The organism is Variovorax sp. Soil_C_33 (genome assembly GCF_057656935.1).
The window spans coordinates 129227-144402 of sequence record NZ_JBDGJK010000004.1 but is presented as its reverse complement, the minus strand read 5'-3'; the positions used below and the strand labels follow the sequence as shown (position 1 = coordinate 144402).

The following is a 15176-nucleotide window of genomic DNA, read 5'->3' as shown; positions in this document are numbered from 1 at the left end:
TCAATCCAGCTTGATGCCGGCCGATTTGATGATGGGGCCCCAGCGCTTCGATTCCGCCCGCGACAGCGCCGCGAACTGAGCCGGCGTCCCCGGCATCGCCTCCATCCCGAAATCGCCGAAGCGCTTCTGCACCGCCGGCACGCTGAAGGCGCGGTTCAGGTCGGCGTTGAGCTTGGCGATCACCGGCGCCGGCAGGCCGGCCGGGCCGAGGATGCCCTGGAACGCGAACACCTCGGTGTTGGGCACGCTCACTTCGGCCAGCGTCGGCACGTCCGGCAGCAGCTTCGAGCGCGTGCTCGAACCGATGGCCAGCACGCGCACCTTGTTGCCCTGCATGATCGGCAGCCCCGAGGCCAGGTCGAGGAACATGCACGGCACCTGGCCGCCCATCACGTCGGCCATCGCCGGCGCCGCCCCGCGGTAGGGGATGTGGGTGATGAAGGTGCCGGTGCGGTTCTTGAACATCTCCATCGCCAGGTGATGCGGCGAGCCGTTGCCGGGCGAGGCGTAGTTGACCTTGCCGGGGTTGGCCTTCACGTAGGCCAGGAAGGCCTTGAAGTCCTTGGCCGGGAAGTCCGGGTGCACCACCAGCGCGAGCGGGAACTTGCCGATGGCGCCGATGTAGCTGAAGTCCTTTTCGGGGCTGAAGGGCAGCTTACTGAACAGGTATTCGTTGAAGGCCAGCACCGCGTTGTCGGCCGACATGATGGTGTAGCCGTCGGGCTTGGCCTTGGCGACCAGGTCGGCGCCGATGTTGGTGGAGGCGCCGGGGCGGTTGTCGATGACGATCTGCTGGCCCAGCGTCTGCCGCATGGCTTCGGCCAGGGTGCGCGCGATCACGTCGGTGCCGCCGCCCGCGGGGTAGGGCACCACCCACTTGATGAGCTGCTCGGGATAGTTCTGCGCGCGCGCCCACGGCGCGGCGCTGGCGGCTGCGGTGGCAGCGAGGGTGGTGAGCAGGGTTCTGCGATCCATCGGAAAGTCTCCTGGGTTTTAGTGAGTTGGCGTGAAAGGGTCAGTTCGCGCGCTCGTCGACCGGCGTGGCAGACAGCGAGGGCGTGGGCAACTGGTCCAGCGCATGCGCCAGCGCCGCGCGGCAGCGCGCTTCGTCGCCGACTTGCTCGAACAGCAGCAGGGCGAGCCGCGCGAGGAACAGCGATTCCCGCTCCGCGCCCGCCTCGCTGATGGCACGTGCGCATTCGGCGTAGAGACGGTCGCGCGCTTCGGGGCTCAGTGCTGCAGTCATTGGATAACCTCCGCGCCATGCGCTACGGTGCTATTCGACTTGGGAGCGGCCCGGCGTCTCATGCGGCCTCCTTGGTTGCCAATGCCGATGCGCGCGCCAGTGCCTGCGAGAGCGCGCCCGGCGGCACGCGGCGCCAGCGCGCGGCCACATGGCCGTCGGGGCGCAGCAGGTAGACGGCGCCCTCCTGCGCGCCCAGGGCCGCGAACAGCGCGGCATCGGCGGCGCCCGGGGGCAGCTCGCGCAGCACCGCCTTCAGCGGGCCGGCCTGCGCGGCCGCGAGTTCGGCTTCGAGCGCAGTGTCTTCGATGTTGAGCACGAGCACGGTGAAGTTCGGCCCCAGCCAGTCGGTGAGATGCAGGTCCGCGGCGAGCTGCTGCTCGGGCATCGCCTCGCCCGGCTTCGGACCGGCCGGGAGTTCGTCGCTCGCGCTGGACAGCGGCGAGGCCTCGTAATGCACCGTCTGCGTCTGCCGCGGATTGATCAGGTTCGCGATCTCGCGGTGCACGCCCGCGAGCGACAACGCGGCTTCGCGCAGCAGGTCGAAGCCGCGCGAAGGCGGCGACATGAATTCGGTGCTGCGCATCGCGCTTTCGGCATTGATGTGGAAGGCGGCGATGCGCTCCTGCGAATAGCTGTCTAGCAGCGCGGCATCGGACACGCCGCGCGCCACCAGCGCCAGCTTCCACGCGAGGTTGTCGGCGTCGTCGAAGCCCGAATTGAGGCCGCGCACGCCGAAGATCGGCATCGCATGCGCGGCATTGCCGGCGAAGAGCACGCGCCCGTGGCGGTAGCTCGCGAGTGTCATCGCGCCGGCGCGGTAGACCGAGGTCCAGACCGTCTTCCAGGTCAGATGGCCTTCGCCGATGGCTTCGAGGTGGCGCTGCACGAACTCCTGCACCGCGGCGGGCTGCAGCGCTTCCTCGGTGCTCTGGCCGGCGCGCAGTTGGTAGTCGATGCGCCAGATGTCGTCGGGCTGGCGGTGCATCAGCACGGTCGAGCCCGGGTTCCAGGGCGGATCGAACCAGGCGCGGCGCTCCGTCGGGTGCGTGCTGTGCAGCTCGATGTCGATGATCACGTAGCGGCCTTCGTAGGCCGTGCCTTCGAGATTCAGGCCGAGCGACTTGCGCACGAAGCTCTGGCCGCCGTCGCAGCCGACCAGCCACTGGGCCTGCAGCACATAGCTGCCGAGCGCATTGCGCGCCTCCAGCCGCAGGCCTTCGGCGTCTTCCGAGAAGCCGGTGAGCTCGGTGCCCCAGCGGATGTCGATCGATCCGGGCGTCGCCTCGTTGCGGCGACGGATCGCGTCCAGCAGGTACTGCTCGATGTAGTACTGCTCGAGATTGATCATCGGCGGCAGCTTCTGGCGCTCGTCGTGCGGCATCTCGAAGCGGAACACCTCCTCGGTCTTGTAGAAGCTGCGTCCGCCGGTCCAGGGCAGGCCCTTGGCCAGGAAGGCCGGCAGCGCGCCGAGCCGTTCGATGATCTCCAGGCTGCGGCGCGAGACGCAGGCCGCGCGGCTGCCGACGCAGACCGTGTCGTCGGCTTCGAGGATCACGCTCTTCACGCCATGGTTGGCCAGGCCCAGCGCGAGCGACATGCCGACCGGCCCGCCGCCGCAGATCACGACCGGGTGGCGACCCGGTTCGACGCCGCCCTCGAGCGTCGGCAACCGCGGGTCGAAGCGCGTGTAGTGGAAGTCGCCGACCGAGGGCGGCAACTCGCCGGCCATCGGAGGCAGCGGCCCGGTGGCGGCATCGCCGGCGCGCGCGGCGGGGGCAGCAGGCTTGGGGGCGACAGCGATGTTCATGCGAAGGGATTGTCCCGATGACGCACAGACACCGATGTCGTAACTTCGTACGAAGTGCTAACCCTGAGACCCCCATGAGGCGCTGGCCTCTTCGCGCCGCCGAGCATGCGCTGGCAGCCCCCGTGGTCAGCGGCGTGCTCGCCGGCGTCGGCACGCCGCACCTGGCGGCCAGCTACCTCGGCGCGATGGATCGCGTGCTGCCGGTGACCTTCTGCACGGTGTTCGCGGTGAGCGCCAGCGGCCGCATCGAAACCGTGTCGGCCGCGAGCACCTACGGCAACACGGCCGAGCGCACTTCGGAGCGCTACGTGGCGCAGCGCTTCGACCTGCTCGACCCCAACATGGTCTGGCTCGCCAAGCGCAAGCTGCCCAAGCGAGCGCAGCTGTGGCTCGGCCACCAGCGCGCCGAAGAGGTGGCCGACCCGGCCTACCGCGCCGCCTGCTACGGCGACGTCGGCATCCGCGAGCGCGCCTCGATCCTGCTCTTGCAGCCGACCGGCCAGCGCACGGCCGTGAGCTTCTACCGCAGCCTGGCGCAGCCCGAGTTCGGCGACACGGATTTCGCGCTGCTCGAAACCCATGCCACGCTGCTGGCCGATGCCACGCTCGCGCACGGCCGCAGCGCCATGGCCGCGCGCGAAGCCGCCGAGCCGACACTCGCCACGCGCCTGCTCGCCCTGAGCCTGCGCGAACGCGAGGTGATCGGCCACCTGATGGCCGGCAAGACTGCGAAGGAAACGGCGCGCGAGATCGGCATCGAGCTCACGACGGTGCGGACCCACCAGTACCGGGCGTTCCGGCGGCTGGGGATCGGAAGCTTGAAGGCGCTGCTGCGCGGCGCCTGATCAGCCGCCCGGCGCCGCCACTTCCTGATCGATCGCCCCGAAGATCGACTGCCCGTCCTTGCCCTTCATCTCGATCCGGATCGTGTCGCCGTACTTCATGAACTCGGTCGCCGGCTGGCCGTCCTGGATGGTCTCGATGCAGCGCTTCTCGGCGATGCAGCTGTAGCCCTTGGGCCATTCGGTGCGGCCGTCTTTCTCCACGCCCTTGTTGCTCACCGTGCCGCTGCCGACGATGCTGCCGGCGCGCACGTTGCGCGTCTTGGCGATGTGCGCGATCAGTTGGCCGAAATGGAAAGTCATCTCCTCGCCCGCATCGCACATGCCGACCTTGCGGCCGTTCCAGGTGCTTTGCAGCGTGAGATGCACGCGGCCGCCCTGCCAGGCATCACCGAGTTCGTCGAGGGTGACGGCCACCGGGCTGAAGGCGGTTGCAGGCTTGCTCTGGAAGAAGCCGAAGCCCTTGGCGAGCTCGGCCGGGATCAGGTTGCGCAGGCTCACGTCATTGGCGAGCATCACCAGCCGGATGCCGTCGAGCGCCTGCGCGGGGCTCGCGCCCATCTTCACGTCGCCGGTGACGACCGCGATCTCGGCCTCGAAGTCGATGCCAAAGGCTTCGCTCGCCACCACCACGCGGTCGCAGGGGCCGATGAAATCATCGCTGCCGCCCTGGTACATCAGCGGGTCGGTGTAGAAGCTCTCGGGCACCTCGGCGTTGCGCGCCTTGCGCACCAGCTCCACGTGGTTGAGATAAGCCGAGCCGTCGGCCCACTGGTAGGCGCGCGGCAGCGGCGCCATGCATTGCGCGGGATCGAAGGGGAAGGCGTGGCGCGCGCGGCCGGCGTTGAGCGCATCCGACAGGTCCTGCAGCTGCGGGCTGATGAAGCCCCAGTCGTCGAGCGCCTGCTGCAGGCGGCTGGCGATGCCGGTGGCGTAGTGGGCGCTGGCCAGGTCGCGCGAAACGACGACCAGCTGGCCGTCGCGCGAGCCGTCTTTGAGGGTGGCGAGTTTCATGGGTGGCGGCGGATGCCGGCACGGCATCGCTACTAAACTGGTTGAACGGGCGGCAGTGTACCGAGCAGAACCTTGGCGCCGCGTTCCGATCCACTACCGATGCCCCCGCACGCCCTCCCCGCCCCGCCCCCGGCTCCGCGCCCGCCCTGGCGCGGGCTGGCGCTGCTGGCCGCCGCCGTGCTGCTCGCGCACCTCGCGCTGCTGGGCCTGGCGCCCATGGCCGTGGGGCCGCATCCCTCGCCGCTGGCCAATAAGTTCACGACGCGCACCATCGTCGTTGCCCCGCCGGCCGAGGAGCCGGCGCCACCACCGCCCGCGGCCGCCGCCAAGCCGCCGCCCAAATCTGCGCCGCCGCGCCCTGCTGCCCGTCCGCAGACGCCCGCCGCGGCGCCCGAGAATTCGGCCCCGGCCGAGGCCCCCGGACCGGATCTGACGGCCCAGGCGCCGGTCGAAGCCGGCGTTCCCGCAGAGCCTGCGCCGGAGGCAGCGCCCGCGGCGCCCGCCGAGGGCGCATCGGCCGCGCCCGGCGGCAGCAACGCCGCGGGCCAGGCCGAAGCGCCGGTGCCGCAGCGCATCCCGGGTTCGGTGCGGCTCGCCTTCGCGGCCACCGGGCAGATGGGTACGTCGCCGATGCAGGGCGTGTTCGGCAACCTGACATGGTCGCAGGACGGCCGCCAGTACGACGCGCAGCTGTCGCTCAACTTCCTGTTCCGGACCATCCGCAGCCAGCACAGCAACGGCGTGATCGGCGCCAACGGCATCGAACCGACCCGCTTCTCGGACAAGCGCAGGAACGAGGTCGCCTCGCACTTCATGCGCGAGCAGGGCACGGTGGTGTTCAGCAACAACGCACCGAGCGTGCCGCTGATGCCGGGCGCGCAGGACCGGCTGAGCGTGATCCTGCAGCTCGGCGCGTTGATGGCCGGCGATCCGGGGCGCTATCCGCCCGGTGCGGCTTTCGCGATCCAGACGGTAGGCCCGCGCGATGCCGACATCTGGATCTTCAAGGTCGAAGACGATGAAAAACTGAGCCTGCAAGCCGGCGAATTCACTGCGCGCAAGCTCACGCGCAATCCGCGCCAGCCCTTCGACGACAAGGTCGAGCTCTGGCTGGCGCCCGAGCTGGGCTATCTGCCGGTGCGCATCAAGCAGACGCAGAGCAACGGCGATTTCGCCGATCTGCAGCTGCGCAGCGTGGAATCGATGCGCCCCTGAGGCCGAATAAATCACAAAAAATCACAGCCTGTTCCTACAAAACAACAGCCCTTCTTGAAACTGGCGCGTTGATTGCTATCTAACCAACATGAATGCTATCGACATCCTCACTGGACCCGCCATGCAAATGCTTTACGACTCCGACTCCTTCGTCGTCGTGCACGTGCAGCCGACCGAAGGCGACACGCCCGTAGCGCCCGACCTCCCGGTGCTCGCGCGCCACGGCTTCGAGATCGTGGACAAGCGCTCCGGCAAGGAGGTCTACCTCGACGGTTCCTGGGCCGAGCTGTTCCAGCAGCAGATCGCCGCCTGGCAGCTCAACACGCCGACGCAGGAAGAAGTCGAGGACACGCTCGAGGGCTACGCCGAGCTGGCGCACACGCCCGTCCTCGTCCACTAAGCGCGGCGCTTGCCGTACAACCAGCCGTACATCGGCCCCACGATCAACAGCACGGCGACCAACCGGCAAACCTGAAACGCCGTCACCAGCGGCACCCCCAGCTGCAGCACCTTCGCGGTGATCGCCATCTCGGCGATGCCGCCGGGCGAGGTGCCCAGAATCATGGTGGCCGGATGCAGCCCCGTGCCCCAGGCCAGGAGCCACGCGAACGCGCCGCACAGCGCGATCATCGCCAGCGTGCCGAGCGCCACCGTCGCCAGCCAGCGCGGCGCCGTGTGCAGGAACTCGCGGCTGAAGCGCACGCCCAGGCTCACCGCGATCACCAGCTGGGCGGCGTTCGACAGCCACACCGGCACTGCCGACAGCTGCTGCCCGGCCATGGTGAATCCCATCGACACCAGCAGCGGGCCCATGAACCACGGGTTGGTGCGCCCCGCGATCCGCATCACCAAGCCGCCCAGACCCGTTGCCAGCGCAAGCAGCGCGAGGCCGCCCCAGCGCACTTCGCGCACGCCGGCCACGTTGATCTCGAGCCCGTGCAGCCCACTCCATTGCATCGCGAACGGAATCGCGATCGTGACCAGCACCAGCCGCAGGCTGTGCGCGGCAGCGACCAGGTCGGTGCGCGCGCCGACGCGCTCGGCCAGCAGCGTCATCTCGGAGGCACCTCCGATCGCGCCTGCGAAGTAAGTCGTGGCTCTCATGGATCGCACAGGCACATGCGGCATGCGATCCGCATGCAAGCGCTGCAAGCAGCCACCGAAGGCCCAGCCCAGCGCCAGTGCCCAGACGATGGCGAGCGCGATGGCCCACCACACGCCCGCCACCAGCGCGACCACCTGCGGCGTGAAGTAGAGGCCCAGCGCGACGCCGATCACCCACTGCCCGGCATTGCGCAAGGGCGTGTGGCTGGCGGTCGGTGCACCGGCGATCGAAGCCAGGGACACGGCCAGCAGCGGCCCGATCATCCAGGGCAGCGGCGTATGCAGGGCGAGACAGACGCCGGCCGCCACGAGTGCAAGCAAGAGCGTGGCGAGGACGCGAACCGAAAAGCGGAGGGACACGGACAGGAAAAGGGAATTGGACGGCGGCGCTCTGCAGCCGCCGTCGCATAGTATGGCTGGATGCTGTTTCGACGCTTTTTCACGCTGTCTTTGCTCATGGCCGTGGTCCTCACGGGTTGTTCTGTCTTCGCACCGCGCGCGGATGAGCCGGTCGCCCGACGCGCGATGGCCCTGCTGCCGGCCGACGCGCTGCTCCTCGGCGAACAGCACGACGCCGCCGAGCACCAGGTGATCGAGCGCGAGACGGTCGAGACACTGGTTGCACGCGGCCGCCTGGCCGCCTTGGCGCTCGAGATGGCGGAGGAAGGCACGACCACGGCCGGCCTGGCGCGCGACGCGACCGAGGCGCAGGTGCAGGCCGCGCTGAAGTGGAACGAAAAGGCCTGGCCCTGGAGTGCCTACGGCCCCGCGGTGATGACCGCGGTGCGCGCGGGCGTGCCCGTGCTCGGCGCCAACCTGCCGCGCGAACGCATGAAGGACGCGATGGCCGACGTGTCGCTCGACGTGCAGCTCGGCAAGGAGGCGCACAAGGCACAGCAGGAGGCGGTGCGCAACGGCCACTGCAACCTCTTGCCCGAATCGCAGATCGGGCCGATGACGCGCATCCAGATCGCACGCGACCGCGCGATGGCGCAAGCGATCGTCAAGGCGCGGGTGCCGGGCAAGACCGTGCTGCTGCTGAGCGGCGCCGGCCATACCGCCAAGGCGCTCGGCGTACCGCAACACCTGCCGAGCGACCTGGCGGTGAAGACGGTGCAGCTGCAGGCCGGCGTGCCGATGACCCCGCGCGAACCCGGCGCCTTCGACGCCGTGTGGCTGACGCCGGCGCTGCCGGAGAAGGACTATTGCGCAGGCGTCAAGCAGCGTGCTTCTTGATCGAGTCGGCCAGCGTATTGACCAGCGTGTCGATGTGCGACTTCTCGACCACGAAGGGCGGTGCGATCACGATCACGTCGCCCGCCGGCCGCACCAGCGAACCCTTGTGATAGCAGTCCAGGAAGATGTCGTAGGCCCGCTTGCCCGGTGAGCCCGCGATCGGCGCGAGTTCGACCGCGGCCGCCAGGCCCAGGCTGCGGATGCCGATCACGTTCGGCAGCCCCTTGAAGGCGCCGTGGAAGGCATCGCCCAGTACCTTGCCCATTTCGCCGGCGCGCGGGAACAGCTTTTCCTTCTTCAGCAGCTCGAGCGTCGCGATTGCCGCCGCGCAAGCCACCGGGTGGCCCGAGTACGTGTAGCCGTGGAAGAACTCCACCACGTGCTCGGGCGCCGAGGTGTTCATCATCTCGTCGTACAGCTTGTCGCGGCAGATCACGCCGCCCAGCGGGATCACGCCGTTGGTCACGCACTTGGCGAAGTTCAGCATGTCGGGCACCACGCCGTAGTAGTCCGACGCGAAGTTGGTGCCCATGCGGCCGAAACCGGTGATGACCTCGTCGAAGATCAGCAGGATGCCGTGCTTGTCGCAGATCCCGCGCAGCTTCTGCAGGTAGCCCTTGGGCGGCAGGTACCAGCCGGCAGAACCCGCCACCGGCTCCACGATGATCGCCGCCACGTTGCTCGGGTCGTGCAGCGGCAGGATGCGCTGCTCCAGATCGGCCAGCGGATCGTCCGCCCACACCGGCTCCTCGTTGTGGATGTAGGCATGGTTCACCGGATCGTGGATGAAGCGCATGTGGTCCACGCGCGGCAAAAAGGCCGAGCCGAACACCTTGCGGTTGCCCGGAATGCCGCCCACCGACATGCCGCCGAAGCCGACGCCGTGGTAGCCCTTCTCGCGGCCGATGAAGACGTTGCGGTGCCCTTCCCCACGCGCGCGGTGGTAGGCCAGGGCCACCTTCAATGACGTGTCGGCGGCCTCGCTGCCGGAGTTGCAGAACAGCACCTTGTTGAGGTCGCCCGGCGCCATTGCGGCGATCATCTCGGCCGCCTTGAAAGCCTGGTCGTTGCTGACCTGGAAGGCGGTGGCGTAGTCGAGCGTGTCGAGCTGCTTCTTGATCGCCTCGTTGATGGGCTTGCGGTTGTGGCCGGCGCCGACGCACCAGAGCGAGGAGATGCCGTCGATCACCTTGCGGCCGTCATGCGTGGTGAATTCCATCCCGTCGGCGGCCACGAAGACCCGCGGGTCCTTCCTGAAATGGCGGTTCGGAGTGAAGGGCAACCACTGGTTGTCCATGGTGAAGTCGTTGTAGGCCATGAATCACTCCTGCCGGGGAGGCGCTGACGGGGAGAAGGGCATTTTGGCACCGAGCGCGTTCCGCGGCAGCCCTGCGACAATCTCCGCCCTTATGACCCCCGCGTACATCCTCACCCTTTCCTGTCCCGACCGCACCGGCATCGTCCACGCCGTTTCCGGCTTTCTGCTCGAGCGCGGCGGCAACATCGAAGAAGCGGCGCAGTACAACGACCACGGCACGGGCCTGTTCTTCATGCGCGTACGCTTTGCCTGCGGCCAGAGCGAAGCCGCCTTGCGCGAGCAGATCGCAGGCCTGGCCCAAAGCTTCGGCATGCGCTGGAAGCTGCACGTCGCGGCCGAGCCGATGAAGACCGTGATCCTGGTCAGCAAGGAAGGCCACTGCCTCAACGACCTGCTGTTCCGCTGGAAGAGCGGCCTGCTCGCGATCGACGTGCGCGCCATCATCTCGAACCACCGCGACTTCTACCAGCTCGCCGCCAGCTACAACGTGCCCTTCCACCACATCCCGGTGACGGCCGCGACCAAGGCCCAGGGCGAGGCGAAGCAGTTGGAGATCATCGAAGCCGAAGGCGCCGAGCTGGTGGTGCTGGCGCGCTACATGCAGATCCTCAGCAACGAGCTGTGCACTCAGCTGGCCGGCCGCGCGATCAACATCCACCACTCCTTCCTGCCCAGCTTCAAGGGTGCCAAGCCCTACTACCAAGCCCACGACCGCGGCGTGAAGCTGATCGGCGCCACCGCCCATTACGTGACCGCCGACCTCGACGAGGGCCCGATCATCGAGCAGGACGTGGAACGCGCCGACCACACCGACACCGTCGAAGACCTGACGGCCCGAGGCCGCGACACCGAGAGTCAGGTGCTGGCACGCGCCGTGAAGTGGCACAGCGAGCACCGCGTGCTGCTCAATGGGCACCGGACGGTGGTGTTCAAGTAGAGTCATTCCATGAACGCGCTCGCCCAAGCCTCCGAACGCCAGTCGCAGGTGGTGCGCGCGCTGCAGGCCCACCTGCCGGCGCACGCGCTGATCTGGAACGCCGAGGACACCACGCCCTACGAGTGCGACGGCCTCACTGCCTACCGCCAGCGCCCGCTGGCCGTGGCGCTGCCGGAAACAGAGGCGCAGATCGCGGCCGTGCTCAGGACCTGCCACGCGCTCGGCGTGCCGGTCGTGGCGCGCGGCGCGGGCACCGGGCTCTCGGGCGGCGCGATGCCCAACGCCGCGGGCGTCACGCTCTCGCTCGCCAAATTCAACAACATCCTGAAGATCGATCCGGTCGGCCGCACCGCGGTGGTCCAGTGCGGCGTGCGCAACCTCGCGATCAGCGAAGCCGCTGCGCCCTTCAACCTCTACTACGCGCCCGACCCTTCGAGCCAGATCGCCTGCACCATCGGCGGCAACGTGGCCGAGAACTCGGGCGGCGTGCACTGCCTCAAGTACGGCCTCACGCTGCACAACGTGCTGCGCGTGCGCGGCTTCACCGCCGAAGGTGAAGCGATCGAGTTCGGCAGCGAGGCGCTCGATTGCGCGGGGCTGGACCTGCTCGCGCTCGTGGTCGGCAGCGAAGGCATGCTGGCCGTGACCACCGAGGTCACCGTCAAGCTGGTGCCCAAGCCGCGGCTCGCGCGCTGCATCATGGCCAGCTTCGACGACGTGCGCAAAGCCGGCGATGCGGTGGCGGCCGTGATCGCGGCCGGCATCATCCCGGCCGGCCTCGAGATGATGGACAAGCCGATGACGGCCGCGGTCGAGGCCTTCGTGCGCGCCGGCTACGACCTCGACGCCGAAGCCATCCTGCTGTGCGAATCCGACGGCACGCCCGAGGAGGTCGAAGAAGAGATCGGCCGCATGAGCGCAGTGCTGCGCAATGCCGGCGCCACCGCGCTCTCGGTGAGCCGCGACGAGGACGAGCGCCTGAAGTTCTGGAGCGGCCGCAAGAACGCCTTTCCCGCTTCGGGCCGCATCAGCCCCGACTACATGTGCCTCGACTCGACCATCCCGCGCAAGCGCCTGGCCGACATCCTGCTGGCGATCCAGCAGATGGAGAAGAAGTACAAGCTGCGCTGCTGCAACGTGTTCCATGCCGGCGACGGCAACCTGCATCCGCTGGTGCTCTTCGATGCCAACGACCCCGACGAGCTGCACCGCTGCGAGCTCTTCGGCGCCGACATCCTCGAGACCAGCGTCGCGATGGGCGGCACGGTGTCGGGCGAGCATGGCGTAGGCGTCGAGAAGCTCAACAGCATGTGCGTGCAGTTCACGGCGCAAGAGAACGAGCAAATGTTCGGCGTCAAGCGCGCCTTCGATCCGGCAGGTCTGCTGAACCCCGGCAAGGCCATCCCCACGTTGCAGCGCTGCGCCGAGTACGGCCGCGAAGTGGTGCGTGGCGGGCGCGTGGCGCATCCGGACCTCCCCCGTTTCTGAACGGGCGGGCACGATGAACGGCTTGCGCGGCCTGGCCTGGCTGCTGGTGTTCCAGTCGATCGGCGAGGTGCTGTCGCGCGGCTTGTCGCTGCCGCTGCCCGGCCCGGTCCTCGGCTTGATGCTGCTGCTCGTCGCGCTGTACTTTCCTGTCGTGCGCGAGCCGGTGGCCGAATGCGCGAACTTCATGCTCGCGCACCTGTCGCTGCTGTTCATCCCGGTCGGCGTGGGCGTGATGACGCATCTCGCGCTCTTGAGCCAGTACGGCGGACGCATGCTCCTCGTCGTCGTGCTGTCGACCTGGATCGGGCTCGCGGTGACCGTGCTGGTGCTCTACGGATTCAACCGCAAGAAGAACAAGACCTGAGCCGTGCCGCGCTTCGTCGAACTCTGGATCTATCTCTCGGCCACGCCGCTCTTCGGCCTCACGGCCACGCTGGTGGTGTATTTGCTCGCGAACGCGGCCTACGCGAAGCTGGGCAGCGCGCCCTGGGCCAACCCGGTGCTGTGGTCGGTGATCGCGCTTGCGGGCGGCCTGCTGGCCACGGGGGTGGACTACCCGACCTATTTCGCGGGCGCCCAGTTCATCCACTTCCTGCTCGGTCCGGCCGTCGTGGCATTGGCCTGGCCGTTGTGGCAGCGGCGCGCCGAACTGCGCGCGCGCTGCGGGCGGCTGCTGCTCGCGGCGCTGGCAGGCGGCGTGGCGGCGGGCGGATCGGCCGTCGCACTGGGCTGGGCGGTGGGCCTGCCGCACGACGTGGTGCTTTCCCTCGCGCCCAAGTCGGTCACGGCGCCGGTGGCCATGGGCATCGCGGAAAAGATCGGCGGCATTCCGGCGCTGTCTGCGGTGTTCGCGGTGCTCACCGGCATGATCGGCGCGCTCTCGGGCAAGTACCTCTTCGATGCGCTGCGCATCGGCACCGATGCCGCCGGCTATGCGGCGCGCGGCTTCGCGCTCGGCACCACGGCCCACGGCATCGGCGCGGCCCGCGCGCTGCATGTGGATGCCGATGCCGGCGCTTATGCGGGGTTGGCGCTGGGCATGCAGGTGGTGCTGGCTGCGCTCCTGATGCCGCTGGTGTTCCGGATGTTCTAGAAAGAAAAACGCCCGCCGAGGCGGGCGCTCTCCTGGCTACTTAACTTCTGTTCGGATTGTTCGGGCGGTTGTCGTAGCGGTTGGGCACGCCGTCGTTGTCGCGGTCGCGGTCGTAGCGGTTCGGCACGCCGTCGCGGTCACGGTCCCAGCGGCCGCGGTTGTATTCCCAGCGGCCATCGCGTTCACGCCATTCCGGCGCACGATAGGCATAACCGGGGCGCGCGCGGACCCATGCACCCTGCACCCAGACATGGCGCCCGCCGCGCCACTCGTAGTGGCCCGGTGCCCACACGTAGCCGCGGCGCGGCGGCGGCATGCGCTCGGTGCGCGGCGGCGGCGGCGGCGTCTGGATGATGACGGCAGGCTGCGCCTGCGCGGTGGTCGGTATCGTTACGGCTGCGCCCACCGAAAGAAGGGACGCGGCGCCCACGGCCAAGGTGACAGCAAGTCTTTTCATGGGGGTGCTCCTCATGAGTTGTTGGAGCCTTCATCGTCCCTGGCCCGCGTGAAGGGCCTGTAAGCGCTGCGCCACAAATTGTGTAAAGGTGTTTCGCCTATTCCTGCAGCTCTCGCAGATCGATGGCATCCGCCATCGCGGCATAGCCCGCGTTGCCCGGATGCAAGTGATCACCCCCGTCGTAGAGCGGATGGAGCGCCGCCGGATCGGCCGGGTTGCGCAAGGCGTGGTCGAAGTCCACCACCGCATCGACATCCTGCCGGCCGCGGATCCAGCGGTTCACGGCCTGGCGGCGCGCTTCCTTTTCCTCGGTCCAGGAGACCGCACCCTTGAAGGGCGTGATGGTGCCCAGCAGCACCTTCACGCCCTTGGCGTGCGCCTCCTCGATCAGCCGCTGCAGCCCGGCCGTGATCTGCTCGGCGCTCGGAGGCTGAAACACCGGCGCGAAGCCCTGTATCGCGACCGGCAGGCTGAAGTTGATATCGTTGATGCCGATCAGGACCACCGCATGGGTGACGCCGCTTTGTGCCAGCACGTCGCGCCGGAAGCGCTCGATGCCGCTCGGTCCAACGCCGTCGGTGAGCAGGCGGTTGCCCGCAATGCCGGCATTGATCACCGCCACGGACCCGGCGTTGCCGGGCCGTTCGCGCACGCGTGTCTCGAGCCGGTCCGGATAGCGCGAGGGCAGCGCCTGCCCCTCGCCGGCGCCCAGGCCCTGGGTGATGGAGTCGCCGAACGCGACCACCACGCGCGGCGCGGTCGGGCTGGCCACGTCGAGGCCGGTCACGATGTGGTTCCATGGCGAAGGCGCTGCGTTGCGCCATTGCGGCTGCATGAGCGCGGGCCCCGGCACCATCGATGTGCTGCCGAGATGATGCACGGTCGCGAAAGGCGTGCGCGCCTCGACCTGAAAGCTCACCGCCACGGCCTGGCCGGGTTCCACGCCGAGCCGTGCGCCATCGCTCCAACGCTCTTCGCCCGGCGCGATCGTCGCGCCGGGCAGGCCACCGAAGCGCAAGCCTTGCAGCGTGGCGGGCGACACCGCATCGGGCCCGGTGCTGCGCGCCACGCTGGCGCCGACGATGCGCAAAGGCTCTTTGCCGAACAGGTTGGAAAAACGAACACGCACGCGCTCGCCGCCCAGCGTCGGCAATAGGCGTTGGCGCAGCGTCTGGCCGTCGAGGACAGGGGGCGGCGCAGCCGCGGGCGAAGTCCGGGCGCCGGGCAGCGCGGGCGCCTTCAGGTAGTCCTGCGGCGCGGCGGCCCAGCTGGCGACCCAGCGAATGTCGGGTGCTGCCTGCGGCTGGGCCGGCAGTGCGGCGGGCAGAAGGCTCAGCAGCAGCGCGGTACAGGCGACGAATCGTGAAACCAGGTTCATGCGCAAAAGCACCCCAGTTTACGGAGGCATCGCGGCCCCCT

The 15176-nt window shown here is 68.8% G+C and carries 16 protein-coding genes; 8 read left to right on the top strand and 8 right to left on the bottom strand.

What is annotated here, in order from left to right; genetic code table 11:
- Genes AC3A6B_RS08385 through AC3A6B_RS08375 form a run of 3 tightly spaced genes read right to left on the bottom strand, consistent with a single transcriptional unit; the run spans position 1 to position 3053 of the window.
- Positions 1-975 carry a Bug family tripartite tricarboxylate transporter substrate binding protein gene (locus tag AC3A6B_RS08385; RefSeq protein ID WP_487836268.1) on the bottom strand — a complete coding sequence of 325 codons (975 nt, stop codon included), beginning with the start codon at positions 973-975 and terminating at the stop codon, positions 1-3.
- Between the two features lie 40 nt (positions 976-1015).
- Positions 1016-1246, bottom strand: coding sequence for a hypothetical protein (locus tag AC3A6B_RS08380; RefSeq protein WP_487836267.1), 231 nt, complete (start codon positions 1244-1246; stop codon positions 1016-1018).
- A 58-nt stretch (positions 1247-1304) separates the two neighbouring features.
- Positions 1305-3053: an FAD-dependent monooxygenase gene (locus AC3A6B_RS08375; RefSeq protein WP_487836266.1), complete on the bottom strand. Its 1749-nt coding sequence runs from the start codon at positions 3051-3053 to the stop codon at positions 1305-1307.
- 74 nt (positions 3054-3127) lie between these two features.
- On the opposite strand from AC3A6B_RS08375, the gene AC3A6B_RS08370 reads away from it, so the two are divergent.
- Complete coding sequence (locus AC3A6B_RS08370) at positions 3128-3898, top strand: LuxR C-terminal-related transcriptional regulator (RefSeq protein ID WP_487836265.1); 771 nt, start codon at positions 3128-3130, stop codon at positions 3896-3898.
- Here the strand turns inward: AC3A6B_RS08370 and AC3A6B_RS08365 are convergent, their stop codons facing one another.
- On the bottom strand, positions 3899-4909 hold the full coding sequence (locus AC3A6B_RS08365) for a fumarylacetoacetate hydrolase family protein (protein ID WP_487836264.1): 1011 nt from the start codon (positions 4907-4909) through the stop codon (positions 3899-3901).
- A gap of 99 nt (positions 4910-5008) precedes the next feature.
- Here AC3A6B_RS08365 and AC3A6B_RS08360 point away from each other — a divergent pair, with 99 nt between their 5' ends.
- Entirely contained in the window at positions 5009-6124 is a 1116-nt protein-coding gene (locus tag AC3A6B_RS08360; protein WP_487836263.1) for a DUF3108 domain-containing protein, read from the top strand.
- Positions 6125-6245: 121 nt separating this feature from the next.
- Positions 6246-6524, top strand: coding sequence for a BTH_I0359 family protein (locus AC3A6B_RS08355; protein WP_487836262.1), 279 nt, complete (start codon positions 6246-6248; stop codon positions 6522-6524).
- On the opposite strand, the gene AC3A6B_RS08350 is transcribed toward AC3A6B_RS08355, so the two are convergent.
- The gene (locus AC3A6B_RS08350; RefSeq protein ID WP_487836428.1) at positions 6521-7594 is read right to left on the bottom strand and encodes an AbrB family transcriptional regulator; all 1074 of its coding nucleotides are present in this window, start codon (positions 7592-7594) and stop codon (positions 6521-6523) included. The two genes, AC3A6B_RS08355 and AC3A6B_RS08350, sit on opposite strands and share 4 nt — an antisense overlap.
- A 159-nt stretch (positions 7595-7753) precedes the next feature.
- Here AC3A6B_RS08350 and AC3A6B_RS08345 point away from each other — a divergent pair, with 159 nt between their 5' ends.
- Positions 7754-8464, top strand: coding sequence for a ChaN family lipoprotein (locus AC3A6B_RS08345; protein WP_487836261.1), 711 nt, complete (start codon positions 7754-7756; stop codon positions 8462-8464).
- On the opposite strand, the gene aptA is transcribed toward AC3A6B_RS08345, so the two are convergent.
- Entirely contained in the window at positions 8445-9782 is a 1338-nt protein-coding gene (aptA, locus tag AC3A6B_RS08340; protein ID WP_487836260.1) for an omega-aminotransferase AptA, read from the bottom strand. The genes AC3A6B_RS08345 and aptA overlap by 20 nt on opposite strands.
- Before the next feature lie 91 nt (positions 9783-9873).
- Here aptA and purU point away from each other — a divergent pair, with 91 nt between their 5' ends.
- Genes purU through AC3A6B_RS08320 form a run of 4 tightly spaced genes read left to right on the top strand, consistent with a single transcriptional unit; the run spans position 9874 to position 13300 of the window.
- Complete coding sequence (gene purU / locus AC3A6B_RS08335) at positions 9874-10719, top strand: formyltetrahydrofolate deformylase (protein WP_487836259.1); 846 nt, start codon at positions 9874-9876, stop codon at positions 10717-10719.
- 9 nt (positions 10720-10728) lie between these two features.
- Positions 10729-12207 carry an FAD-linked oxidase C-terminal domain-containing protein gene (locus tag AC3A6B_RS08330; RefSeq protein WP_487836258.1) on the top strand — a complete coding sequence of 493 codons (1479 nt, stop codon included), beginning with the start codon at positions 10729-10731 and terminating at the stop codon, positions 12205-12207.
- A gap of 13 nt (positions 12208-12220) precedes the next feature.
- A complete protein-coding gene (locus AC3A6B_RS08325) occupies positions 12221-12571 on the top strand; it encodes a CidA/LrgA family protein (RefSeq protein WP_487836257.1) in 351 nt (116 codons plus the stop codon).
- A gap of 3 nt (positions 12572-12574) precedes the next feature.
- Positions 12575-13300, top strand: a complete 726-nt coding sequence (locus AC3A6B_RS08320; protein WP_487836256.1) for an LrgB family protein — start codon at positions 12575-12577, stop codon at positions 13298-13300.
- A gap of 40 nt (positions 13301-13340) precedes the next feature.
- Here AC3A6B_RS08320 and AC3A6B_RS08315 read toward each other — a convergent pair whose 3' ends face one another.
- Positions 13341-13757 (bottom strand): YXWGXW repeat-containing protein, encoded by a 417-nt coding sequence (locus tag AC3A6B_RS08315; RefSeq protein WP_487836255.1) that lies wholly within the window; start codon positions 13755-13757, stop codon positions 13341-13343.
- Positions 13758-13854: 97 nt separating this feature from the next.
- Positions 13855-15135 carry an SGNH/GDSL hydrolase family protein gene (locus tag AC3A6B_RS08310; protein ID WP_487836254.1) on the bottom strand — a complete coding sequence of 427 codons (1281 nt, stop codon included), beginning with the start codon at positions 15133-15135 and terminating at the stop codon, positions 13855-13857.
- Positions 15136-15176 lie beyond the last annotated feature (41 nt).